General features: G+C 36.1%; 25 protein-coding genes. 16 read left to right on the top strand and 9 right to left on the bottom strand.

Translation table 11 applies throughout. The features are described from left to right. Positions 1 to 99 precede the first annotated feature (99 nt). The 7 genes from mgrA (at position 100) to ACTJJ9_RS16095 (ending at position 6,846) form a co-directional block, all read left to right on the top strand. On the top strand, positions 100 to 1,092 hold the full coding sequence (gene mgrA, locus ACTJJ9_RS16125) for an L-glyceraldehyde 3-phosphate reductase (RefSeq protein ID WP_412962382.1): 993 nt from the start codon (positions 100 to 102) through the stop codon (positions 1,090 to 1,092). Positions 1,093 to 1,250: 158 nt separating this feature from the next. Continuing rightward, complete coding sequence (locus ACTJJ9_RS16120) at positions 1,251 to 1,640, top strand: ribbon-helix-helix protein, CopG family (RefSeq protein WP_440768733.1); 390 nt, start codon at positions 1,251 to 1,253, stop codon at positions 1,638 to 1,640. Positions 1,641 to 2,089: 449 nt separating this feature from the next. Beyond that, positions 2,090 to 3,043, top strand: a complete 954-nt coding sequence (locus ACTJJ9_RS16115) for an ABC transporter permease (protein WP_095302966.1) — start codon at positions 2,090 to 2,092, stop codon at positions 3,041 to 3,043. Beyond that, positions 3,033 to 3,986 carry an iron chelate uptake ABC transporter family permease subunit gene (locus ACTJJ9_RS16110; protein WP_095302965.1) on the top strand — a complete coding sequence of 318 codons (954 nt, stop codon included), beginning with the start codon at positions 3,033 to 3,035 and terminating at the stop codon, positions 3,984 to 3,986. The genes ACTJJ9_RS16115 and ACTJJ9_RS16110 overlap by 11 nt, the downstream gene beginning before the upstream one ends. After that, a complete protein-coding gene (locus ACTJJ9_RS16105; RefSeq protein ID WP_174879461.1) occupies positions 3,983 to 4,750 on the top strand; it encodes an iron ABC transporter ATP-binding protein in 768 nt (255 codons plus the stop codon). Before ACTJJ9_RS16110 ends, ACTJJ9_RS16105 begins: the two co-directional genes overlap by 4 nt. Positions 4,751 to 4,971: 221 nt before the next feature. Next, positions 4,972 to 6,003, top strand: coding sequence for a siderophore ABC transporter substrate-binding protein (locus tag ACTJJ9_RS16100; protein ID WP_440768732.1), 1,032 nt, complete (start codon positions 4,972 to 4,974; stop codon positions 6,001 to 6,003). A gap of 264 nt (positions 6,004 to 6,267) precedes the next feature. After that, positions 6,268 to 6,846 (top strand): class D sortase, encoded by a 579-nt coding sequence (locus ACTJJ9_RS16095; RefSeq protein WP_440768761.1) that lies wholly within the window; start codon positions 6,268 to 6,270, stop codon positions 6,844 to 6,846. Between the two features lie 50 nt (positions 6,847 to 6,896). Here the strand turns inward: ACTJJ9_RS16095 and ACTJJ9_RS16090 are convergent, their stop codons facing one another. After that, positions 6,897 to 7,787, bottom strand: coding sequence for an RluA family pseudouridine synthase (locus ACTJJ9_RS16090; protein ID WP_440768760.1), 891 nt, complete (start codon positions 7,785 to 7,787; stop codon positions 6,897 to 6,899). Between the two features lie 200 nt (positions 7,788 to 7,987). Here ACTJJ9_RS16090 and ACTJJ9_RS16085 point away from each other — a divergent pair, with 200 nt between their 5' ends. After that, entirely contained in the window at positions 7,988 to 8,392 is a 405-nt protein-coding gene (locus ACTJJ9_RS16085) for a DUF5365 family protein (RefSeq protein WP_440768731.1), read from the top strand. Positions 8,393 to 8,502: 110 nt separating this feature from the next. Here ACTJJ9_RS16085 and ACTJJ9_RS16080 read toward each other — a convergent pair whose 3' ends face one another. Continuing rightward, a complete protein-coding gene (locus ACTJJ9_RS16080) occupies positions 8,503 to 8,970 on the bottom strand; it encodes a thioredoxin family protein (protein WP_440768730.1) in 468 nt (155 codons plus the stop codon). A 1-nt stretch (position 8,971) separates the two neighbouring features. Then, entirely contained in the window at positions 8,972 to 9,403 is a 432-nt protein-coding gene (locus ACTJJ9_RS16075; protein WP_095301053.1) for a disulfide oxidoreductase, read from the bottom strand. 374 nt (positions 9,404 to 9,777) lie between these two features. On the opposite strand from ACTJJ9_RS16075, the gene ACTJJ9_RS16070 reads away from it, so the two are divergent. The 4 genes from ACTJJ9_RS16070 to ACTJJ9_RS16055 all read left to right on the top strand — a co-directional run bounded on the left by ACTJJ9_RS16070 (position 9,778) and on the right by ACTJJ9_RS16055 (position 14,634). Further along, positions 9,778 to 10,203, top strand: coding sequence for a CBS domain-containing protein (locus tag ACTJJ9_RS16070; RefSeq protein ID WP_145582294.1), 426 nt, complete (start codon positions 9,778 to 9,780; stop codon positions 10,201 to 10,203). Positions 10,204 to 10,390: 187 nt separating this feature from the next. Continuing rightward, positions 10,391 to 11,047: an HAD family hydrolase gene (locus ACTJJ9_RS16065; RefSeq protein ID WP_440768729.1), complete on the top strand. Its 657-nt coding sequence runs from the start codon at positions 10,391 to 10,393 to the stop codon at positions 11,045 to 11,047. 48 nt (positions 11,048 to 11,095) lie between these two features. Then, positions 11,096 to 12,637, top strand: a complete 1,542-nt coding sequence (locus ACTJJ9_RS16060) for a GNAT family N-acetyltransferase (protein WP_440768728.1) — start codon at positions 11,096 to 11,098, stop codon at positions 12,635 to 12,637. A gap of 251 nt (positions 12,638 to 12,888) precedes the next feature. Next, the gene (locus ACTJJ9_RS16055) at positions 12,889 to 14,634 is read left to right on the top strand and encodes a phospho-sugar mutase (RefSeq protein WP_440768727.1); all 1,746 of its coding nucleotides are present in this window, start codon (positions 12,889 to 12,891) and stop codon (positions 14,632 to 14,634) included. A gap of 115 nt (positions 14,635 to 14,749) precedes the next feature. Here ACTJJ9_RS16055 and ACTJJ9_RS16050 read toward each other — a convergent pair whose 3' ends face one another. The 5 genes from ACTJJ9_RS16050 to ACTJJ9_RS16030 all read right to left on the bottom strand — a co-directional run bounded on the left by ACTJJ9_RS16050 (position 14,750) and on the right by ACTJJ9_RS16030 (position 17,686). Then, positions 14,750 to 14,914, bottom strand: a complete 165-nt coding sequence (locus ACTJJ9_RS16050; RefSeq protein ID WP_440768726.1) for a DUF2197 domain-containing protein — start codon at positions 14,912 to 14,914, stop codon at positions 14,750 to 14,752. Positions 14,915 to 15,432: 518 nt separating this feature from the next. Beyond that, positions 15,433 to 16,071 carry an ABC-2 transporter permease gene (locus tag ACTJJ9_RS16045; protein ID WP_440768725.1) on the bottom strand — a complete coding sequence of 213 codons (639 nt, stop codon included), beginning with the start codon at positions 16,069 to 16,071 and terminating at the stop codon, positions 15,433 to 15,435. Then, complete coding sequence (locus tag ACTJJ9_RS16040; protein WP_440768724.1) at positions 16,055 to 16,921, bottom strand: ABC transporter ATP-binding protein; 867 nt, start codon at positions 16,919 to 16,921, stop codon at positions 16,055 to 16,057. Before ACTJJ9_RS16040 ends, ACTJJ9_RS16045 begins: the two co-directional genes overlap by 17 nt. 6 nt (positions 16,922 to 16,927) lie before the next feature. Then, entirely contained in the window at positions 16,928 to 17,299 is a 372-nt protein-coding gene (locus ACTJJ9_RS16035; RefSeq protein ID WP_095301059.1) for a GntR family transcriptional regulator, read from the bottom strand. 132 nt (positions 17,300 to 17,431) lie between these two features. Then, entirely contained in the window at positions 17,432 to 17,686 is a 255-nt protein-coding gene (locus ACTJJ9_RS16030; RefSeq protein WP_095301045.1) for a YhdB family protein, read from the bottom strand. Between the two features lie 163 nt (positions 17,687 to 17,849). On the opposite strand from ACTJJ9_RS16030, the gene ACTJJ9_RS16025 reads away from it, so the two are divergent. Further along, a complete protein-coding gene (locus ACTJJ9_RS16025; RefSeq protein ID WP_440768723.1) occupies positions 17,850 to 18,836 on the top strand; it encodes a M14 family zinc carboxypeptidase in 987 nt (328 codons plus the stop codon). A gap of 57 nt (positions 18,837 to 18,893) precedes the next feature. Continuing rightward, the gene (locus tag ACTJJ9_RS16020) at positions 18,894 to 19,265 is read left to right on the top strand and encodes a DUF3889 domain-containing protein (protein WP_440768722.1); all 372 of its coding nucleotides are present in this window, start codon (positions 18,894 to 18,896) and stop codon (positions 19,263 to 19,265) included. 110 nt (positions 19,266 to 19,375) lie between these two features. Here ACTJJ9_RS16020 and ACTJJ9_RS16015 read toward each other — a convergent pair whose 3' ends face one another. Further along, positions 19,376 to 19,813, bottom strand: a complete 438-nt coding sequence (locus ACTJJ9_RS16015; protein WP_440768721.1) for an RrF2 family transcriptional regulator — start codon at positions 19,811 to 19,813, stop codon at positions 19,376 to 19,378. 196 nt (positions 19,814 to 20,009) lie between these two features. Here ACTJJ9_RS16015 and hmpA point away from each other — a divergent pair, with 196 nt between their 5' ends. Together hmpA and ACTJJ9_RS16005 are read left to right on the top strand one after the other, a co-directional pair. Further along, positions 20,010 to 21,221 (top strand): NO-inducible flavohemoprotein, encoded by a 1,212-nt coding sequence (gene hmpA / locus ACTJJ9_RS16010; RefSeq protein ID WP_440768720.1) that lies wholly within the window; start codon positions 20,010 to 20,012, stop codon positions 21,219 to 21,221. Positions 21,222 to 21,437: 216 nt separating this feature from the next. Next, a complete protein-coding gene (locus ACTJJ9_RS16005) occupies positions 21,438 to 22,856 on the top strand; it encodes a SpoVR family protein (RefSeq protein WP_095301040.1) in 1,419 nt (472 codons plus the stop codon). The last annotated feature ends 172 nt before the right edge of the window (positions 22,857 to 23,028 follow it).

Here is a 23,028-nt window from a genome sequence, read left to right as displayed (position 1 = left end):
GAAGATATAAAATTAGTTAATAGTATGAGCTAGATATTAGGCAAATGAAGGGGAGGTAATGTAGAATGAGGAGGACGTGAAAAATGAAAGGGGATACATATGAGCTATATGGCAAGCAGTGAGAGATATGGAGAAATGAAATATAATCGAGTTGGCAATTCGGGGTTATTATTACCTGCCATTTCATTAGGCTTATGGCATAACTTTGGTGGCGTGGATACATACGAAAACGGTCGGGCAATGCTTCGTCGTGCCTTTGACTTAGGAATTACACATTTTGATTTAGCAAATAACTACGGTCCACCACCAGGCAGTGCGGAAGAAATGTTTGGGAAAATGCTAAAAACGGATTTTTTACCATATCGCGATGAGATGGTTATTTCAACAAAGGCAGGATACCGGATGTGGGATGGTCCTTACGGAGAATGGGGCTCAAGAAAGTATTTAATTTCAAGCCTTGACCAAAGCTTAAAACGGATGGGATTAGATTATGTTGATATTTTTTATTCTCACCGTCCAGATCCTCATACACCTTTAGAAGAAACGATGGGGGCATTAGATCAAATCGTCCGTCAAGGTAAAGCGTTATATGTCGGTATTTCAAGCTATGATGCAGAACAAACAGCAAAAGCTGTAGAAATATTAAACGATCTTGGGACACCGTTGTTAATTCATCAGCCAAGCTATTCGATGTTTAATCGTTGGGTTGAGGATGGTTTATTGGATGTGCTAACAAATAGCGGTGTAGGCTCTATTGCATTTTGTCCATTAGAGCAAGGGCTGTTAACGAATAAATATCTCTCAGGTATTCCTTCTGATTCACGAGCTGCTAAAGAGAATACGTACTTGAGTGAAGAAAGAATAACGTTCGATGTCATTCGCCGTGTGAAACAATTAAATGAACTAGCAGTTGAAAGAGGACAAAATCTTGCCCAAATGGCTCTAGCATGGGTTCTACGTGAAGGTCGAATTACATCTGCTTTAATTGGTGCGAGCAAGGTAAGTCAAATTGAAGACAATGTTGCAGCATTAAATAATCTTGACTTTACCTCAGAAGAATTGGCAAAAATTGAACAAATTTTAAAGAAATAAATAGGATGGAAAAGGCTGATTAAACGAATTGCTCTACTTAGCTGTAGAGCTTAGTTTTTTCCGCCTTTTTATGTTGTGTTTCTGGAAAAAAAGATTTACTATTTTTGTAGATTAATGGAAATGCAATTTTCCCTAACAAGTTGGTCAGGAGAGAGGAAATGAAGGAATTAACGTTTACATCATATGAGCAATATTTGCAATATATGGAGCATAAAGCGATGGAAAAGGCAGTTATGAAAGGGCTTCAGGATGAGGAGTTAGCTACGTATAAAAAGGAATTCAAAGAAAATGTGATGAAGGTATGGAATGATTATGATTGTGATTATTGGCTCGAAAAGCACGGCTATGTCGTAATCTCGGTTTGGAAGGATGGAATAGGTGGAAGAAAGCTAATGAGGGGACGTCCTAAAAAGCTGGATTCGGAAAAATTTAAGCATACGCTCCATGTCAGACTTGATGATGAAACATACAATAAATTTTGCAACTACTGCGAAGAAAACAATTTGGAAAAGTCTGAAGCGATAAGAGAAATGATTAAAAGACTTTAAGAATGTAAAGGTAAAGTACTAGAAATTTAGGAATAGAGTAGATGAAATAGCTCAGGTTCACAGTCAATGTTATTTGTGAGAAAGAAATACATATTGGTTGTGAAAATTCTGTAAATACACTTATATAATAAAATATTTAATAAATAGTGCTTTTCACTATTTATTTTTTGTGATACATTAAATACTATAGTTGATAATCAATCTCATTAAAATAAATGTAAGAAAAACTAGAGTTTGCTTGCTATTTAACTGCTTATGATAATGATTATCATATTTGAAATCCGTTCATCGGAAGGTCTTTTTAAACGTTCGATGTCGTGTTACATAAGCATTAGAGAGATTTTTGATTATTTTTCTAGCATTTCGTTTTATACTTTTTGTTGTAACTTTTCATGATAATGATTTTCAATTGTCATGGTAAAAATAAACATGTTATGAGGGTTTTTTCAATGAGATTATGGATGTTAGGAATTGTAGCTATCGTCCTGTCTTTTATTTCGCTATTTATCGGAGCAATTGATATCACACCGAGTGACTTGCTAAATTGGAAATCAGATGAGACACAAATTTTCCTTATTAGCCGCCTCCCACGGTTAATTGCGATTATATTAGCAGGGGCAGGAATGAGTATTGCCGGCTTAATCATGCAGTCATTGAGCCGAAATAAGTTTGTTTCACCAACAACTGCTGGAACATTAGATGCAGCAAAGCTAGGTATTTTAATTTCAATGCTATTTTTTACGAATGTCACATATACGCAGCAGGTAATATTTAGTTTTGCCTTTGCATTAGCGGGTACATTCGTTTTTATGCAAATATTAGATCGGATCAAATTTAAAGATGCCATTTTCGTCCCATTAATCGGTATTATGTATGGGAATATTTTGTCGTCTATTACGACCTTTTTAGGATATGAAGCTGATTTGCTGCAAAATATCTCTTCATGGCTTATGGGGAGCTTCACATTGGTCATTGCAGGCCGTTATGAGCTTTTATATGTTAGTATTCCAGCTGTGATTATCGCGTATCTTTATGCGAATAAATTTACAGTTGCAGGAATGGGAGAAGATTTTGCGAGGAATCTTGGCTTAAGCTATAAGGTAGTACTAAATATTGGGCTTGTCCTTGTTGCGATTATTTCGACAACAGTTGTCTTAACTGTTGGGGTTATTCCCTTTTTAGGGCTTATTGTGCCAAATATTGTCTCTCTTTATTTAGGTGATAACCTACGTAAAACGATTCCACATACAGCGATGTTAGGTGTTGTTTTCCTATTAATATGTGACATTCTCGGACGGATCATCATTCATCCTTATGAGATTCCGGTGAATGTAACAGTGGCAGTGATAGGCAGTGCGATCTTCTTAACGATGCTACTTAGGGGGAGAGCATATGCGAAATAGTACAAAACTGATTATATTAGGTGCAATTGCGCTTGCATGTATATTGCTTTATGGCTTTTATGATATAAAAGGCGGCTTTGATTATGCCTTTCCAAAGCGGATGATCCGCGTAACAGCAATGGTTGTTACAGGAGTCGCGATCGCATATTCGACTGTTGTGTTCCAAACCATTACCCATAATCGAATTTTAACACCTTCCGTTATGGGACTTGATTCTATGTATCAAGTCGTTCAAACATTAATTTACTTTTTTGCTGGCTCGATGTCAGTTTGGGTCTTAAATAAATATTTAAACTTTGGTGCGGCAATTGCGGCAATGGTCATCTTTGCAATGCTTTTATATCGATTTTTGTTTAGAGCAGATAAGCACCCGATTTATTTTCTTTTACTAATCGGGATGATTATTGGAACACTTCTAGGAAGCTTAGTCACATTTCTGCAAGTATTGATTGATCCTGTTGAATATTTAAGTCTCCAAAGTAGACTGTTTGCGACCTTTACGAACGTAAAAGCGGAATTATTATTTATTTCAATTGGTATCTTATTTTTTGCCTTTCTTTATGGCTTCCTTATCATGGATAAGCTTGATGTGATGTCACTTGGCCGTGAAAATGCGATGAATCTTGGAATTAACTATGACGGTATGGTGATGAGAATTTTAATTTTATCATCAGTTTTAATTGCGACATCAACAGCGCTTGTCGGACCAATTACATTTTTTGGGTTGATTGTGGCGAATCTTTCCTATCAGTATTTGGTGACATATAAACACTCTATCCACATATTAGGAGCAAGCCTAATTAGTATCATTGCGTTAGTCGGCGGGAATTTCCTTGTTGAGCATATCTTTGAATTACGGACAACATTAAGTGTTATTATTAACTTTATCGGTGGTATTTACTTTATTTATCTATTACTAAAAGAAAGTAGGGCAGCAGGATGATTGAAATTAAAGGATTAACAAAGCAATTTGGGAAAAAGCCTGTTGTAGAGGATGTTACAGTTACAATCGAGCCGGGTACCATTACATCGTTTATCGGTCCGAACGGTGCTGGAAAGTCAACACTTCTTTCTATGGTGAGCCGTTTATTAGAAGCAGATACAGGTGAAGTATTGCTTGATAATAATAACGTGAAAAAGTGGAAGTCTTCTGAATTTGCGAAGCGAGTATCGATTTTAAAACAATCAAACTACCTTAATGTACGTTTAACGGTCCGTGAGCTTGTCGCATTCGGTCGCTATCCGTATTCACGGGGACGTTTAACTGCTGAAGACAAAACGTTTATTGATCAAGCCCTTGAATATATGAATTTAACCGAGATGCAAGATAAGTTTCTAGATGAATTATCAGGTGGTCAAAAGCAACGAGCATTTATTGCGATGGTCATTGCTCAGGATACCGATTATGTCCTGTTGGATGAGCCTTTAAATAACCTCGATATGAAGCACTCTGTTCAAATTATGAAAATTTTACGTAAACTAGTCGATGAGCTCGGAAAAACGGTTGTCATTGTATTGCATGATATTAACTTTGCGTCTGTTTATTCAGATCGAATTGTTGCATTGAAAAATGGCAAGCTTATGAAAAACGGGCCAACCCATGAAATCATTAACTCTGATGCACTACGTGAAATTTATGATATGGATATTCCGATTCAGGAGCAAAATGGATGCAGAATTTGTGTCTATTTCAATTCACATACGTAAGTTGGTTACGTCAGCCTAGAGAAATCTATTAATTTCATCATGGTTTTCTCTAGGTATAATTCCTTAAATAGTGTCAGTTTTTTGATATTTTCGAAGAAGCGTAAAAAAATATTAAAAAAGCAATTGACTTAAAATGTTTAATAGAGCATAATGATAATCGATATAATTGATAATGATTATCATTAACAATAAAATAAATAAAATGAGGGAGAGGAAGACAAATGAAAAAAACGAACTTATTTATTGCATTATTAGCAGCTATGGTTTTAATGCTTGCTGCATGTGGTTCTAAAGAAGAAGCTTCGAAAAAAGAATCAACTGAAACAGCTTCGGCTGAAGATAAGAGTGCAGGTGCATCAGAGGAAGGCTCAGCTTATCCAATGACTGTATCACCGACTGTTGCTTCAACTGAAAGTGAAGAAGGCGGTTCAATTACTTTCGAAGATGAAAAATTCGAGAAAATGCCAGAAAAAATTGCCGTATTTGATTATGGCTTCCTTGATACATTAGATGCTCTTGGTGTTGAAGGAATTGTTGGGGTAGCTAAAGATTCAACTCTACCAGCTCATCTTGAAAAATATGCTTCAGATGAATATAAAAGTGTTGGTGGTTTAAAGGAACCATTACTTGAAGATATCGCTGAAATGGACCCAGATGTAATCTTCATTTCAGGCCGTCAGTCAGCATACTATGAAGAATTAAAAGAAATCGCTCCTGTCGTATTTGTTGGTACTTCTCAGGACGATTACTGGGGCTCATTCGAAGCTTCAGTAGATTTAGCAGCAAAAATGTTTGATAAAGAAGCAGAAGCAAAAGAATATCTTGCAAAATTTGATTCAGCTTTAGAGGATATCAAAGCTTTAGCTGGAAACTATGAGACATCTTTAGTAACAATGTACAATGAAGGTAAGCTATCAGGTTTCTCAACAAACTCACGTTTCGGATATATTTATGACATTTATGGTTTCAAACCAGTAACAGAGGATATCGAATCTTCTTCTCACGGATCTAATTTCGGATTCGAAGCAGTTTTAGAATTCGACCCAGAGGTTTTATTCGTTATTGACCGTACAGCAGCTACTGGAGGCGACTCTAATATCGAGGCTGATATGGAAAATGAAATCATTAAGAAAACAAAGGCTTATAAAAATGGAAAAATCATTTACTTAGATGGTCCACTATGGTACTTAAGTGGTGGCGGATTACAATCTGAGCTTGCAAAAATCGATGAAATTTTAGCTGAATTAAAATAATTAGGAAGGAGGCTGTCAGAGGGTCAGTGAAGACTGATTTTCTCTGGCAGTCTCTTTTTTGTATTTTTCCCATCAGCCACTTATTAGTAGAATGAAGAGATCGGGGAGCCGGAGTTATTTTATTGGAATGTACATGTTGTGAAAACAAGACTACCTTTACAAAAATTTTACAAAATATGGCCTTTGTTTTCCTTTTCTAGTTCAGTCTACTGGTAGGTTCTGTGATATAATGAAACTATCAATAAAAGAAAGAGTGAAACGTTGATGAAGAAGCTATCCTATTTATTGATTGTTGTTGGTCTTTGTATCGTTGGTTATGCAGTCTGGGAAATTATTGATACAAAGATGCAAACCTCACAGTCTTTAAATGAAGCTAAAGCAATGGTTGAATCTCCACCAAATAAAGAAGTATTTAAAGAAGAGGACGGAACCTTTAAACCACCAATGGGTGAGGCAGTTGGTATATTGCAAATTCCTAAATTAAAGGCGGATTTACCGATTGTTGAAGGAACGGATCCAGATGACCTTGAAAAGGGTGTTGGGCACTACAAAGGTAGTTATTATCCAAATGAAAATGGGCAAATTGTTTTATCAGGTCATCGCGATACAGTATTTCGTAAGGCAGGAGAGCTTGAAATTGGCGATACGTTAAAAATAGCTCTTCCATATGGCAGCTTTGAATATGAAATTACGGATACGAAAATTGTGGAGGCAGATGATTTAAGTATTATTACTCTCCAAAATGAAACGGAAGAGCTTCTTCTTACAACATGTTATCCATTTAGCTATGTTGGAAATGCTCCACAACGTTATATCATTTATGCAAAAAAGAAGGTAGTTTAATAAGAAATGAGTCTGAGTAATCGAACACAGACTCATTTTTTATTTCCATTTTAGATAGTCGCTGCTATAGTATCTGTAATAAATGGTAGCATGTCTGTTGGAAATTGGGCACGAACCTCAATTTTCTCTCCTGTTATTGGATGAAAGAGTGAAAGCTTTGCTGCGTGAAGAGCTTGTCTGCTAATGAGCCCCTTTTTCCCTCCATATAATGCATCACCTATAATTGGATGGCCGATGGAGCTTAAATGAACACGAATTTGATGGGTTCTTCCGGTATCGAGCTGTAGTGAAACAATTGCTAAATTTTCTGATGGCAAATATTGTTTGACCACATAATGAGTGATAGCTTTCTGTCCTTTAGGAGATACCCTTCTTCTCGTCGCATGATGTCTATCTCTTCCTATAGGTTGATCTATTTTTCCTTTTGAATGAGGCAATCGCCCTTCGACAATGGCAATATAAGTGCGCTTAACGTTTCGCTGTTCAAGAGCTTGATCAAGCAGTGTCTGTGCTAAATCATTTTTCGCAAAAAGAATTGCACCAGATGTATCTTTATCAAGTCTGTGAATATGTCTAACTTTTATTTGGAGTCCGTGCATTTGGTAATAGAAGGCAACTCTATTTGCTAAAGTTCCTTTCTGCTCGGGATGATTTGGATGTGTATCAATACCAGCCTCTTTATTAACGATTAACAGATGATCGTCCTCATAAAGAACTTCAATTTGCTCATATTCTGGAAGTACTCCAAAGTCTTCATTTTTAAATAGATGCAAGGACAAGCGATCCCCAAATTGAAGCTTATGATTGAGATCTGCTATCTGATCATTTTTCTTTATAGCTTTGGCGGAATTCCATTTTTGAATAAGAGCTTTAGAAGCACCAATTTCCTTTAAAAGGACATGATGTATTGTAGTATTCGCCCATTCGCTTGGCACCTTCATTTCCAGCCATTCACCAACTCGCTTCAAAATCTTCACCAACCTTTAAATATGCTTTCGGCTTACTTTGTTTTCTATCTCATTCAAAGTATACAGATTCTCCTATTGGATGTACAATCTAGTTCCGGTAACACTTACCTATGCAATGTCGAAAAAGTCTATGTTATGCTATCTACTATAATGATTTTAAGAAGGGTGATTGAATGAAAGTTGTTGTTGCATCAACAGAAGAACAAGAACGTCATATAGATGAGCTAGTTGAACAATTATATACAGAATTATTTCCGAAATTTTTCCCTGACGGAGAAATTCATAAATTGAAGGAGCAGAACGTTTTAAAACCACAGGATTCCGACCAGATGTTTAATAGTAATTTGAAGGATGCTTTTCAAATTATTTCAAGTCTGCAAGCTGTCGTTGCTGTGCTAGAGCATATAGAAGATTGCAAGCATGGACAGGATTATCAAAAAATGTTCGAACGTAATTGCAAAAATTTAAATGATTATGGCTATTATTTTCCAATGACATTTTCACAGTTTAAACACGCAAAAAGTCAAAATGGGGAATTTAGTCAATACGTTAAACCAGCAAATGATTGGATCGTGTAAATAATCGGAGAGGAAACGCCGCAGAACTGCGGTGTTTTTTATTTTTGCAGGTGACAGCAGCTTCAAAATAATAAAAAACGCTTGATGATCAAGCGTTTCATTAGAAAAAATTAAGATTGCCAATCTGTTAATATTTTTTTGTATGCATCTTTTGTATTTGCCCCAACAGTACGTTCTACTTCTTTTCCATCTTTAAAATGAACGAGTGTAGGAGTAGATTCGATCTTGTAATCATTCCAGCCTTCTTCAAACTCTAGAATGTTGTATTGCTCAATGTCTACGCCAACCTCTTCAGCAGCTGGCATTAATTCAGGTGTTGCTCTTTGGCAATGTGAGCATTCAGGGCTAAAGAAGTAAACGATGAGATCTTCTTTATTATTAAGCTTTTCTTCAAGTTCATCAGGTAGGATAATATTTTGATAGTTTGGATCATCTAATAATTCGATTGTTGACGCTCGTAATTCCGATTTTCCATAGACATTGTCTTCTGCCTTTTTGTTATTTTGATATGTTGTAATAAAGCCTAAAGCTGCAAATAATACTACAATAATTCCGCCGAAAATAAGAATTTTCTTCAACTTAACGACCTGCCTTTTTTAGAATAGTTAAACTAGTAATGAAAATGATAATAAAAGCAATAAGAGCTAAAAATGGGATTGTAATAAAGCCAAGCCAATTTATATACTCACCTGTACATGGCACGATCCCACATGAAGCAGAATGCTCTCCTAAAAAGTCAATTTTTTGAATGCCGTAATGATAGAGTGAAATACATCCTCCGATAGCAGAGAGTATTAAGGAATACCTCGCAGCGGTTGCATCCTTTTTAAACAACCCAATTCCAAGAATAATAACTAACGGATACATAAATATTCGTTGAAACCAGCATAGATCACAAGGTGTGTATTGGAGTATCTCTGAAAAGTAGAGACTCCCTAAAGTTGCGATAAACGATGTAATCCAAGCAAGTGTTAATAAATTTTCGTTTGTTTTTTCACGAGAACTAGACATGACATCCCTCACAAATTATCTATTTTCTTAAATTATAGTTGGAAAAGCTAGACCTGTAAAATAGATAGATTGTGAATTATTAAATTATTGCGTTTTTACTTTAAATTTTTTCAATATAATGTAATTATGGATATAAATGGAATGAAGATAGTTAAATGTTTTTTTGATAATACTACCTATTAAAGTGAAAAGGGAACTGAATTAGGTAAAGATTAATATGGCAGTTCATGATAAACAAAACGTGCAAAGCGATAAATATTACTTGCTAGTGGTTATAGTTTTCTTATTCCTATTCCATTTATACCTGATAAATAATACTAATCGTAAGTCAAAAAAATCTGCTCATACTAGTTATTGAAAGGGGTGGATGAACCTTGACTACAATTCAAGAATGTATGACAAGGAATGTGGAAACTGTCTCTTCTAATCAAACAATTCAAGAAGCGGCAGAAATTATGGAGCGTAACAATGTTGGTTCGATTCCTGTTGTCGATAATGGCGAATTAAAGGGAATTATTACGGACCGTGATATAACGACACGCTCTACTGCACAGGGCCGTGACAATGAAACACCAGTTGGTCACGTTATGACAACGAACCTTGTATCTGGTCATGTTTCTATGTCAACAGAGGAAGCAGCCAAAATAATGGCACAACATCAAATTCGTCGTTTACCGATCGTTGAAAATAATCAATTAGTTGGGATTGTTGCGTTAGGTGACCTTGCAACACATCAAATGTCAGATGAAGCTGCTGGTGTGGCTTTAGCTAACATTTCAGAGCCAAACAAAACATCATAATGACACATTTTAAAGGGGATTACTACTACGTAATCCCCTTTTTTCTGATCTCTCATTTTTAAGCTATAAATTCAAATATTGTACGAGTGTTTACAAGAGGAACTTTAATTAAAAGCAACAAAGTTTGTGAAAACTGCCTTTCTTAGTGAATTTTTATTATAATGAAATGGAAAGGAGTTGGATGTTTATGATAAAAGCAATTATTTTTGACTTTGATGGTCTTATATTAGATACGGAAACACATGAATACGAGGTGCTTAGTGAGCTATACGCAGAGCATAATTGTGAATTACCTCTCGATGTTTGGGGAAAGGTTGTCGGGACGGTATCTGATTTTCACCCATTTACATATCTCGAGGAACAGGCAAAGAAAAAACTAAATCGTGATGAATTCACTGAAAGGCAAAAACAGCTTTTTACGGAAAGAATTGAACAAGAAGCTGCTCGTCCAGGTGTTGTTGATTATTTAAATGCAGCAAAATTGCTTGGAATTAAAATTGGACTTGCATCAAGCTCAAATTATGATTGGGTATCGTCACATTTAAAGCGTTTAAATTTGTTGGATCGATTTGAATGCATTAAAACCTCTGATCATGTTGCAGAAGTGAAGCCTAATCCTGCACTGTATTTAGAGGCAGCTAAATGCTTAGGAGTAAAGCCAGAAGAGTGTATTGCTTTTGAGGATTCGGCAAACGGGGCATTAGCTGCAAAGCGTGCTGGAATGAAATGTGTCATTGTCCCGAATGAGGTGACAAAGAACTTAGAGTTTTGTGAAGTTGAGCATCGCCTACAATCTATGGCAGAAATGGAGCTAAAGGAATTAATTTCGTTTTTAGAACAGTGATAAAGGGTAAGATATCTGTGAACATTTTATATTAAAGGAGAAATCACGATGTCCGAGAAACTCGATTTGTCTAAATTTGAAAAAAAGATGATTATTCGAAATATTGAAGAACGTGATATTGATGAATTATTAAAGCTCCAAGGAAAGTGTTTTCCGGGAATGACTCCGTGGAAACGAGACCATTTAGAAAGCCATCTTGAGCATTTTCCAGAAGGCCAGTTTTGTGCGGAGCTTGAAGGGAAAATCATCGGTTCATGCTCGAGCCTACTTATCAATTTTGACGAATATGATGACCGCCACACTTGGGATGATATTACCGATAATGGCTACATAACGAATCATAATCCTGATGGATACAATATGTATGGGATTGAGGTGATGGTTCACCCAAGCTATAGACGAATGAAAATAGGACATCGCTTGTATGAGGCAAGAAAGGATTTAGCAAGAAGGTTAAATTTAAAAAGCATTATTATTGGGGGAAGAATCCCTAATTATTATAAATATGCAGATGAATTAACACCCAGAGAATACGTTCAACAGGTTATGCTTCATAAAATTTATGATCCTGTCCTCTCCTTTCAATTATTAAATGAATTTACGTTAATGCGGATAAACCCAAATTATTTACCAGATGATTTAGCTTCTGGTAAATATGCAACATTGATGGAATGGAATAATGTTGATTATCAGCCAAATACGAAAAGATATTATAAAACGGCCCATCCTGTTCGAATTTGTGTTGTTCAATATATGATGAAACAAATCAATTCCTTTGAAGAGTTTGCGAAGCAGGTCGAATATTATACAGATGTTGCTTCAGATGCTGGCTCAGATTTTGCAGTATTTCCTGAAATTTTCACGACACAATTAATGTCCTTCCTCGATGAAAAAACACCGAGCAAAGCGATTCAAAGATTGACAGAGTATACAGAAGAATATATCGAGCTATTTACGGAGCTAGCGGTTCGCTATAATGTCAATATTATTGGTGGCTCCCACGTTGTAGAGGAAGAAGGACGGATTTATAATATCGCCTATTTATTCCGTCGTGATGGAACGATCGAAAAGCAGTATAAGCTTCATATAACACCTAATGAAAGAAAATGGTGGGGGATTAGTAGAGGTGATGAAGTTAGAGTATTTAATACGGATTGTGGGAAAATTGCGATTCAAATATGCTATGATATTGAGTTTCCTGAGCTAGCGAGAATTGCAACAGATAAAGGTGCGAAAATTATTTTTACACCATTCTGTACAGAGGATCGCCAAGGATATTTACGTGTTCGATACTGTGCTCAGGCAAGAGCGGTAGAAAATCAAATATATACGGTTATTGCAGGAACGGTTGGAAACTTACCACAAACAGAAAATATGGATATTCAATATGCTCAGTCGGCGATTTTTGCTCCATCAGACTTTGAATTTGCTAGAGACGGAATCGTTGTTGAAAGCAATCCAAATATAGAGATGGTGGCAATTGGTGACGTCGATTTAGAAATTTTACGACGTAAACGCCAATCTGGAACAGTGAATCAATTGAAGGATAGAAGAAGGGACATTTATTCGATTGTATATAAAAAGGAATAAAGTGAAAAACGATCAGAGGTTGTATTTGTGGAATCCCCACTTAAGAGCAACCAACCTGATCTTTTTTTATGATGAAATGCTACGAAAAATGTAGAAAAACCTCCGATGTTAAAAACGTTAATATATGCTAAAATAGGAATGTTATAATAAGGTAAAATTGTTCGAAGGAAAGAGAAGGTGCCCGTCTCTCTTTATTTTTACTACACTTCAACGGGTTAATTGTAGGACAAAAACAAATCCAGGAGGTTAACATGAGCTGGGAACAAAGTTATATTCGTTGGAAAGAAAAGCAAGACTTAGATCCAGAATTAAAGCAGAAATTACAAGAATTAGCCGGAAACGATAAGGCATTAGAGGACTGTTTTTATAAAAATTTAGAATTTGGTACTGGCGGTATGCGTGGTGAAATCGGACCAGGTACGAACCGCATGAATATATACACTGTCCGCAAAGCATCAGAAGGCTTAGCATCTTACATAGATTCCTTTGGTGATGAGGCGAAAAAACGAGGAGTTGCGATTGCATATGATTCTCGACATAAATCACCTGAATTTGCGATGGAAGCGGCAAAAACTTTAGCTTCCCATGGAATTCAAACATACGTTTTTGAGGAATTAAGACCAACACCAGAGTTATCATTTGCTGTTCGTTATTTAAACGCATTCTCTGGAATTGTTATTACAGCTAGTCATAATCCTCCAGAATACAATGGTTATAAAGTATATGGCCATGATGGCGGACAACTGCCTCCAGCAGCTGCTGACAAGGTCATTTCATTCGTTAATGATGTTGAGGATGAATTGCAAGTTGAGGTAAAGGACGAAGCGTTATTAAAAGAACAAGGACTTATTAAAATGATTGGCGAGGAAATTGATGAAGCTTACACAGAAGCGCTAAAAACAATTTCTGTAAACCCAAGTCTTTCTAAGGAAGTCGACGTTAAAATCGTCTTTACGCCATTGCACGGGACAGCAAATAAGCCAGTTCGTCGTGGCTTAAAAGCGATGGGCTATGAAAATGTTACAGTCGTGAAGGAACAGGAATTGCCTGATGCAAATTTCTCGACAGTGAAATCACCAAATCCAGAGGAGCATGAAGCGTTTACTCTTGCAATTCGTGACGGACAAGCAATAGATGCAGACCTTCTTATTGGAACAGACCCTGACGCAGATCGCTTAGGTGTTGCCGTAAAGAATAAAGAAGGGCAATATGTTGTTCTTACAGGAAATCAAACAGGTGCTTTACTCCTTCATTATCTTCTTTCAGAGAAAAAGGAAAACGGCAGCTTACCGAATAATGGTGTAGTCTTAAAAACGATTGTAACGTCAGAAATCGGACGAGATATTGCGAGAACGTTTGGCTTAGACACGATTGATACGTTAACTGGATTTAAATTTATCGGTGAGAAAATCAATGAATATGAGAAATCCGGACAATATGAATTCCAATTTGGCTATGAGGAAAGCTATGGATATTTAATCGGCGATTTTGCGCGTGATAAAGACGCAGTACAAGCTGCATTATTAGCAGTAGAGGTATGTGCATATTATAAAAAACAAGGACTTACATTATACGAGGGCCTTTTAAAAATCTTTAGTGAATACGGCTATTATAAGGAAGGGCTTCAATCTCTTACGTTAAAAGGAAAAGAGGGAGCTGAGCAAATCCAAAGCATCCTTCATAGCTTTAGAACAACACCACCAACAGAAATAGCTGGTAAAAAAATTGTCACGATTGAAGATTATCAATCAAGTGAACGCCAAGATATCACAACAGGTAAAGTGGAGAAAATTAATCTCCCAACTTCCAACGTTCTAAAGTATATTCTTGAAGATAATTCTTGGTTCTGCTTACGCCCATCTGGAACGGAACCAAAAGCGAAGTTTTATTTTGGTGTAAAAAGCGACTCTCTTGAACAAAGTGACCAGCAATTAGCTGCTCTAGAATCAGGAGTTATGGCTCAAGTAAATGATTTAATCGCAGAGTTAACGAAGTAATTTTGCTTTTCTTTGCGACAAATATTTTTAGAACAAATAAAAACAACGCTTAGACAAGCTATGCTTCTAAGCGTTGTTTATTTGTTCTAAAGGAAACTTAACTAGTTCAATCTCTTTATCTAAAAAAGTATTTGATTGCTTCAATACGTATTTGATGATGACAATCTTCACAACAAAATGCACTATTTCGGTTTTTCTTAAACCGTTCATACTCTTTTGTTCCTTCATACACTCTAAATGCTTTCCGACAACTAAAACAAATAACCTCATATGAAAACATAGTTATCATCCTCAAATAAAATGACTTTGATGTTGCCCTAATGAGTTAATGTAAGCATGAACATTTTGCTGTGGTTTTCTCATTAATTCAATTTTAAAGCCTTAATATGCGATAAGTAAAGAGGCTGGGACAAAAGGTTTTCAACATAAGAAAAATCGGAACTATAATTTGGAATTCTGATTTAAATTTCGTGTCATTTTTGTTAGTGGCTATACTTATATACTTTGTTGCTTTTACTAGTAGTCGTTCAGGGTTGCTTTCCGCTCCAGTACTCGCTTTCCGCGGGGTGGGTGGTGAGCCTCCTCGGTTGTAACCTGTGGGGTCTCACCTCTCCCACGCATCCCGCAGGAGTCTCGCACTTACGCTCCAATCAACCTTTATAAAGTTTGCGCTAAAAACTGACCTCTTCGAAAAATTTGCAATATGTTCGGTTTTCATCATTAATATTTTTGTATGCCTTTTTATTAAAATCTTTTAACATTTCCTTACTTGTTAATTACAACTGCCCATTAAGTCTCTTACAGATCCTTTTTCGCATAGATTCTCGCTGATATAAAGAAAGAAATCACGGTGAATATCGCAGCAATAGTAAAAATGCTCCCTGCAAGAATCCATTGGTTTTCATTTATAGAATGAACAAAGTCAGCCACTTCCGGGTAACGTGGGTTTTCTGCTAGGTTTAATGTTATTCGGTACACCATGAAGAGAATAAACACGAATATCCCTGTTGGAATTGTCGCTAATTTATATCCTAACGAAAATAAAAATGGGAAGTATACAGATAATGCCAGATAGATAAGTGATAAAGCAATGATATATTCTGCAGGTGTCATCATTCGCGACGGAAATGGCGCAAATTTTAAAAATAAAAACATATAAATCGTAACGAAGATAGCAGAAAGAACAAACCAGACGATGACGGAAAGATATTTTCCAATGACAATCTGATTTCTCGTCACCGGGAATGAATTCACTAGCTTCGATTGCTTATCCTCTAAGGACGTCACAAAAGCAAAAGGTAAAGCAATAAGTAATAATAGATGTCTCATTGGTGAGCCATCGGTAAAAAAGCTTGTAATTGGAATGAATAAGACAAGACATAAAAGATAAGCCCATTTTTCTTGGGTTAATATGTCTTTTTTAATTAGAGTGATCATTATGTTTCCCCCTAACAGTATAGTACATAATATCTTCTAAGGAAGGCTTCTCAACAACAAATAGGGCATCGTCAAGCTTTGACTGATTTAGAAGCAATGCCTCAAAGCCTAATGAACTTTCCTTTATTCCGATTATGGAAGAACGATCAAGTTGATTTAAATCATCCTTATGACCTTTTACAATAGCGTAACGATCGATGATTTCATCCTTTTCATCGCTGAAAACAAGCTCGCCTTCATTTAGAAAGGCAATATAATCAGCGACCTGCTCCAAATCCTTCACCATATGTGTCGAGAAAAAAATCGCCCTGTTTTCATCCTGAATAATTTCTAGTAAGATATCGAGTAGCTCCCGACGAAAGATTGGATCAAGTCCTGATGTCGGTTCATCCATTATGATTAACTGTGGATGATGGGATAAAGCAACAGTTAACGAAAACTTAATTTTCATTCCTTTTGATAAATTTTTTACCTTTTGGTGCTTTGACAATTTAAAGCGATCTAAATAGTGATAAAAGGTTTTATCATCCCATTGCTTATAAAACATGCTGACAATTCGTTTATTATGCTCGAGTGTAAAGTCCTCATAAAAGTAATTTTCGTCGTAAACAAACCCTATTCTTTCCTTAATATTGACGGTATCCTCCTGATGAGATTTACCGAATAAGCTTATTTGTCCATCATCGATATGAATAAGCTGCATTAAACATTGAATAAGTGTCGTTTTTCCCGCACCATTTGGGCCAATAAGACCAGTAATATATCCTTTTTTTATATCAAGGCTGATGTCGTTTAAACTGAATTGATCATGCCTCTTTGTTACATTTCGAACCTCAACTATGTTCTCCAATCTTGTTCACTCCTCATATAGAAGAGTTAATATGCTGATTATCTCTTCTAAGTCAATATTGAATGCCTTACTATCGTTAATGACCTTTGCTAGTTGATCCTCAATGAGCTTTAGTTGTTTTTCCTTTAATAATTGTTTGTTTTGTGCAGCGACAAAGGAGCCTTTACCAGGAAATGTTTCAATAAATCCTTCGCGTTCAAGCTCTTCATAAGCTTTCTTTGTCGTAATCACACTTATTTGTAAATCCTTTGCAAGCTTGCGAATCGATGGCAAGCTTGTTTTTTCCTTTAACTCACCGTGTAAAATTTGCTCCTTAATTTGCTCTTTAATTTGCAAATAAATTGGCTGATCATTTGAGTTAGTAATAATAATATTCAAGGCCTCACCTACAATTTACTGTTTATACTGTATATGTTTAGTATATACAGTATAAACAGTGGTGTCAATATGAGAATGCGAAAAAAAGACTGCCAAAGAATTGGATAGACTCTTTGACAGCCTTTTTAAAAACTAAATATTTTGGTCAAGATAACCATGTGTAAACTCGAACTCATTTGGCTCGATCGCATGGTCGATATATCTAAGCAATGAGTATAAATGTTTTTCAACCTCTTTATAATCATGTTCAAAATTATAAGCATGCAGAAACTGCTCAATTTTCTTTGAAAGAAAGTCATCCTTCGTTCGAACCATGAGGATTAACAAATTATCCCATTGGGAACGATGGGTGTAATAAAGTGCTTTATCGTAATCAACACTGTTCATCTTAGATCCCTCCATCTTAAGGAGATATGATTATTGTATGTCTTGTTAAGGTTTTTTTTCTACACAAAACTTGGTGTTGCTGTTATGACGTGCTTGGCAGTGTTTACCCACATAAAAACAACTCATTTAGGAAAGCTATGATCAAAAAGGGTGTTTTCTATCGATGGTTAAAAAGGGTTTATTATTTTTTGTTTTATTTTTCCTTTTGTTTGGAAGCAATGGTCATGCAGAGGTTGAGAAGCCCTATACATATAAACGAATGAAACAGGAAGTTTATCAAATAGCTAAACAATTTCACCTTGAGGTTAAAACATTTGGCAAATCTGAATTTGGAAGAGATTTAGTAGCGGTTAAAGTCGGTGATGGTAAAAAATCGGTTTTCATTACAGCAAGTCATCACGGTCGCGAATGGCTTTCAACACATATTGTGATGAAAATGATGAAGCAGTACGCAAAAGCATACTCCGAAAGCAATGATATTTATGGGCATGACCCGCAAATTCTCGATGATGTATCGATTTGGTTCGTCCCTATGGTTAATCCTGATGGTGTTATGATTCAACAAACAGGGACTCGACATATGCCTTTTTTAATGCAAGAGGTTTATTTTGATATGAACAAAGGAGAGGGTGATTTTTCTAGGTGGAAGGCAAATGGATTTGGTATTGATCTGAATCGTCAGTATCCTGCTGGATGGGAAGAAATAAAAGGGGGACAACCCTATGCTGCCTACTCCCATTACAAAGGTGAAAAGCCGTTTGTTGCTAAAGAATCGATGGCATTACGAGCATTTACGAATCAAATTCGCCCATTAGCAGCGGCAGCGTACCATACCTCTGGTCGTGTCATTTATTGGTACTACTTTAATGAAATTCAACATTTACAAAGAGATATTCGATTAGTTAGCGAAATTGCTGATAAGACTGGGTATGAAGTCGAATACCCACCAAGCTCTGCAATCGGGGGAGGTTATACAGATTGGTTCATTCAAACATATAAATTACCTGCATTAACAATTGAATTAAGCTATTCCGTTCACGAGACAAATCCTCCATTATCAGTATTAAAAGAAGAGTGGAACCGGAATAAAGAAATAGGCATGGTGATGGCAAGCTTTGCAAAAAATGAATTTGGAGTTGCTGAAGAATAGAAAGTAATGATCGGGAGACATTAAGAAGGAGACAAGACTTAAGTTGGAGGAAAGTATATGAAGGCGAATTCCCGATATAACGCTATCGTATTGCTATTATCGTTTCTCATGCTCATCACAGCTGGTATTAAAGCATACGGGGAACACAATCTTCAAGAGGTCGACTATAAGAAATGGAGCAGATTAGCAATAACCTCAGTAAAGGATAACTATCCTTCAGCTGAGATTGTTGATTTTCAATATGTGAAACGTGTAGAAGTAAATGATGAAGAAACAAAAGATGTGTTTGGAATGCAGCTCAATGAGAATGGGAAACAATTCAACGTTCATGTTGATGTGATATTTAATCCTAAAACGGCAAAATTAATCACAGTCAATATTGAGGAAATTCAGGACGCTGCTACAGGTGGAACGATCATTCTTGATTGATTTATTTGTGACAGCTTTTTTATTGATTCAAGACTGTTACATAAGAATAGAGGAAGGGGAATAAAGCTCCTATCTATTCTTATGATTTTACAGTAACACTTGGATTTTACTTATTTCTGCGAAAAATACGCTAATAAGGAGCTTTGATTTTTTACTAAATCGGCCAAAGTATACTCATCCAAAACAGCTAAATATGCCTGTAATGCTTTATTAAGGACATGCTTCAATCCACAGGTAGGGGAAATAATACATTGATTTCGTTCTTTATCAAAGCATTCTACTAGATGAAAATCCTCTTCCGTTTGCCTAACAACTTCTCCAATATTTATTTCCTCTGGAGCATGTGCTAAACGGATTCCACCGTTTCGTCCTCGAACTGTTTCAATGATATTCATTTTCCCAAGTTCATAGGTAACCTTCATAAGATGGTTTTTTGATATGTTATAGGCCTCGGCGATTTCCTTTATATTCGAGAACTCGTCCTTTGGCTTTGTTGCTAAATAAATGAGAACCCGTAATGAATAATCTGTATAATTTGTTAGTCTCATAATACTAAACCTCACGTAAGCTTCTTATTTAACTCCATTGAAGTTGTTTTTATCTTAACATATTCAGATAAAATGTATCGATTTTAAGCATAAAATGTGACAGCTTTATTAAAGATGTATTTCTAATATTGTTTTTACTCATATTACTCTCTATTATAAAGATATATTTTAAATACATCTTTTAGGGGTTGGTAAAATGTTATCTGAACAAACGATTAAAATTGTAAAATCAACTGCACCAATTTTAGCTGAACGCGGAGTTGAAATTACCTCATATTTTTACAAGTCAATGTTTGAAGCACACCCTGAATTATTAAATATTTTTAATCATGCGAATCAAAAGCAAGGTCGTCAACAAACGGCATTAGCTAATACTGTCTATGCTGCAGCTACATATATAGACCAGCTTGAGGTATTACTTCCTGCGGTAAAGCAAATTGCTCATAAGCATCGCAGCTTAAATGTAAAAAAAGAACATTATCCAATTGTTGGTGAATTTTTATTAAAGGCGATTAAAGATGTGTTAGGAGCAGCTGCAACAGATGAAATCATTAATGCATGGGCTGAAGCATATGGTGTCATTTCACAAGTATTTATCGATATTGAGGAAGAAATGTATAACCAAGCAAATTGGGAAGGCTTTAAAGCATTCAAGGTAATGAAAAAGGAAGAGGAAAGCTCGCTCATCACTTCTTTTTATCTTCAACCATCTGACGGCTCTAACGTTCCAACCTATCAGCCTGGACAATATATCACTGTTCGTCTTTCAGTTGAGGGTGAGCAATACTTATTAAACAGACAATATAGTCTTTCAGATGCTCCAGGTAATAAATACTTACGGATTTCTGTAAAAAAAGAAGGCGAAAATCCTACAACATTAGGTAAAGTCTCAAATTATCTCAATGATCATATTGGGGAGGGCGATGAGATTGAAGTAACAGCTCCAGCCGGTGACTTTGTCCTTGATACAACAGATGCGCCACTCTATTTAATTAGCGGAGGGGTAGGAATTACACCAATGATGAGCATGCTAAAAAGAACAGCTGACGTACAAAAGGATCGTCCTGTTACCTTTATCCATGCCGCAAAAAATAGTGCTGTTCAAGCGTTCAACGAAGAAGTTGATGAAGCGCTAAGCAAGCTTTCACAAGCAAGAAAATATCTCATATTTGAAAACCCATCTGAAGCGGATCGTGAAAATAATCGCTTTGATGCAGAAGGATTCTTAGATGAAGAAAAATTAAAAGCACTTGTTACAGATACAAACGCTTCTTTCTATGTTTGTGGCCCAGTTGCCTTTATGAAGAATACAATTGAAAATTTGGCGAATATCGGTGTAAAGGAAGAAAACATTCACTTTGAATTTTTCGGTCCATCGATTAATTTAAAAGAATATCAACCAGCATAATAATAGATAAAGAAGAGTGAAGTCTTAGGATTTCATTCTTTTTTATGTTCTTTAATTAGGAGCTTTTAAGCTTTGTTGTTTGTTTTTACTATAGGCGTCGAACGCGCGGAAAGCATCGTTAAATAACCTATGGGAATCAGTCAACACACCTGTCATTTAGCATCTTTTCCCTATAAGGCTCATACATTATTGTAAGAAAAGCTTAGGGGGGAGACCATGAAGGATGCTGAACAAAAATCCCTAGAATATGCAATTGCCGAAATTACCGAGATTGCGAAGGGGTTTGGCTTAGATTTTTACCCAATGAGATATGAAATATGTCCAGCAGATATTATTTATACATTTGGTGCATACGGAATGCCAACAAGGTTTTCGCATTGGAGCTTTGGAAAACAATTTCATAAAATGAAGCTTCAATATGACTTAGGCTTAAGTAAGATTTACGAGCTTGTGATAAATTCCGATCCATGCTATGCATTTTTATTAGATACAAATTCACTTATTCAAAATAAGCTAATTGTTGCTCATGTTTTAGCACATTGTGATTTCTTTAAAAATAACTCAAGGTTTAGTAATACGAAGCGTGAAATGGTTGAAAGCATGGCAGCTACTGCCGAACGAATTAAGCAGTACGAAATAGAATATGGGAGACATGAGGTCGAAACGTTTTTAGATGCGGTGCTTTCCATCCAAGAACATATTGATCCTTCGCTAGTTCGGCCAAAGCTAGCTTGGTCAATTGAGGATGTTGAGATCGAGGAGGAAGAAGAAGAAAGAAAGCCTTCCCCGTATGATGACCTATGGAATCTCGATCAAAGACAGGAGGAAAAGCGTCCAGCAAAAAGGAAAAAACGAAAATTCCCTCCGTCACCTGAAAAGGATTTGCTATTATTTATTGAAGAATATAGTCGTGAGTTAGAAGATTGGCAGCGGGATATTTTAACGATGATGCGGGAGGAAATGCTTTACTTCTGGCCACAGCTTGAAACGAAAATCATGAATGAAGGCTGGGCATCCTATTGGCATCAACGAATAATACGGGAGCTTGATTTAACCTCAGATGAAGCCATTGAATTTGCGAAGCTTAACGCAGGCGTTGTTCAACCATCAAAAACAAGCATTAACCCTTATTATTTAGGATTAAAGATTTTTGAGGATATCGAGGAACGATATAATAACCCGACTGAAGAAATGAAGATGTTCGGGGTAAAGCCTGGTAAAGGTAGAGAAAAAATATTTGAAGTCCGCGAAGTAGAATCAGATATTTCATTTATACGTAACTACTTAACGAAGGATCTTGTTATGCGCGAGGATATGTATCTTTTCCAAAAGCAAGGCCGCGACTATAAAATCGTTGATAAAGGCTGGGAAGCTGTCCGCGATCAGCTTGTTAGCATGCGGGTAAATGGTGGGTTCCCATATATTACCGTAAATGATGGCGACTATTTAAAAAACAATGAGCTTTACTTAAAGCATTGGTATGAAGATATCGAGCTTGATCTAAAATATTTAGAAAAGGTTCTTCCATATGTTTATCAGCTCTGGGGACGCCCGGTTCATATGGAAAGTGTTTTAGAAGGAAAACCAGTATTGTTTTCATATGATGGAAAAGGGGTTTCAAGAAAGTATTTATAATGAAACATAAAACGAACGAGTATGACAGTCCAATTGTAGAGTTGGACTGTTTCTTTTTGTGAAAAAGAAAACCCTAGGCTAGGCCTAGGGTTCCAAAAAGCTTTCAGCGTGGTATTAAAAAAACTCTTCCGTGGTGCTAAAATATTTTTGGTTCCCCAACCAAAATATGAGC

This window comes from Metabacillus sp. 22489 (genome assembly GCF_052044855.1).
Classification (GTDB): domain Bacteria; phylum Bacillota; class Bacilli; order Bacillales; family Bacillaceae; genus Metabacillus; species Metabacillus niabensis.
Note: the sequence above shows the minus strand (reverse complement) of the source record. Positions and strands in the feature narration are given on the sequence as shown.

Coding starts and splice junctions, on each gene's coding strand:
- ACTJJ9_RS16020 (WP_440768722.1), top strand. CDS start 18,894: ATGAAGGCGAATTCCCGATATAACGCTATCGTATTGCTATTATCGTTT.
- ACTJJ9_RS16075 (WP_095301053.1), bottom strand. CDS start 9,403: ATGTCTAGTTCTCGTGAAAAAACAAACGAAAATTTATTAACACTTGCT.
- ACTJJ9_RS16085 (WP_440768731.1), top strand. CDS start 7,988: ATGAAAGTTGTTGTTGCATCAACAGAAGAACAAGAACGTCATATAGAT.
- ACTJJ9_RS16050 (WP_440768726.1), bottom strand. CDS start 14,914: ATGTTTTCATATGAGGTTATTTGTTTTAGTTGTCGGAAAGCATTTAGA.
- ACTJJ9_RS16065 (WP_440768729.1), top strand. CDS start 10,391: ATGATAAAAGCAATTATTTTTGACTTTGATGGTCTTATATTAGATACG.
- ACTJJ9_RS16015 (WP_440768721.1), bottom strand. CDS start 19,813: ATGAGACTAACAAATTATACAGATTATTCATTACGGGTTCTCATTTAT.
- hmpA (WP_440768720.1), top strand. CDS start 20,010: ATGTTATCTGAACAAACGATTAAAATTGTAAAATCAACTGCACCAATT.
- ACTJJ9_RS16005 (WP_095301040.1), top strand. CDS start 21,438: ATGAAGGATGCTGAACAAAAATCCCTAGAATATGCAATTGCCGAAATT.
- ACTJJ9_RS16115 (WP_095302966.1), top strand. CDS start 2,090: ATGAGATTATGGATGTTAGGAATTGTAGCTATCGTCCTGTCTTTTATT.
- ACTJJ9_RS16060 (WP_440768728.1), top strand. CDS start 11,096: ATGTCCGAGAAACTCGATTTGTCTAAATTTGAAAAAAAGATGATTATT.
- ACTJJ9_RS16110 (WP_095302965.1), top strand. CDS start 3,033: ATGCGAAATAGTACAAAACTGATTATATTAGGTGCAATTGCGCTTGCA.
- ACTJJ9_RS16090 (WP_440768760.1), bottom strand. CDS start 7,787: ATGAAGGTGCCAAGCGAATGGGCGAATACTACAATACATCATGTCCTT.
- ACTJJ9_RS16120 (WP_440768733.1), top strand. CDS start 1,251: ATGAAGGAATTAACGTTTACATCATATGAGCAATATTTGCAATATATG.
- ACTJJ9_RS16055 (WP_440768727.1), top strand. CDS start 12,889: ATGAGCTGGGAACAAAGTTATATTCGTTGGAAAGAAAAGCAAGACTTA.
- ACTJJ9_RS16100 (WP_440768732.1), top strand. CDS start 4,972: ATGAAAAAAACGAACTTATTTATTGCATTATTAGCAGCTATGGTTTTA.
- ACTJJ9_RS16025 (WP_440768723.1), top strand. CDS start 17,850: ATGGTTAAAAAGGGTTTATTATTTTTTGTTTTATTTTTCCTTTTGTTT.
- mgrA (WP_412962382.1), top strand. CDS start 100: ATGAGCTATATGGCAAGCAGTGAGAGATATGGAGAAATGAAATATAAT.
- ACTJJ9_RS16105 (WP_174879461.1), top strand. CDS start 3,983: ATGATTGAAATTAAAGGATTAACAAAGCAATTTGGGAAAAAGCCTGTT.
- ACTJJ9_RS16030 (WP_095301045.1), bottom strand. CDS start 17,686: ATGAACAGTGTTGATTACGATAAAGCACTTTATTACACCCATCGTTCC.
- ACTJJ9_RS16095 (WP_440768761.1), top strand. CDS start 6,268: ATGAAGAAGCTATCCTATTTATTGATTGTTGTTGGTCTTTGTATCGTT.
- ACTJJ9_RS16045 (WP_440768725.1), bottom strand. CDS start 16,071: ATGATCACTCTAATTAAAAAAGACATATTAACCCAAGAAAAATGGGCT.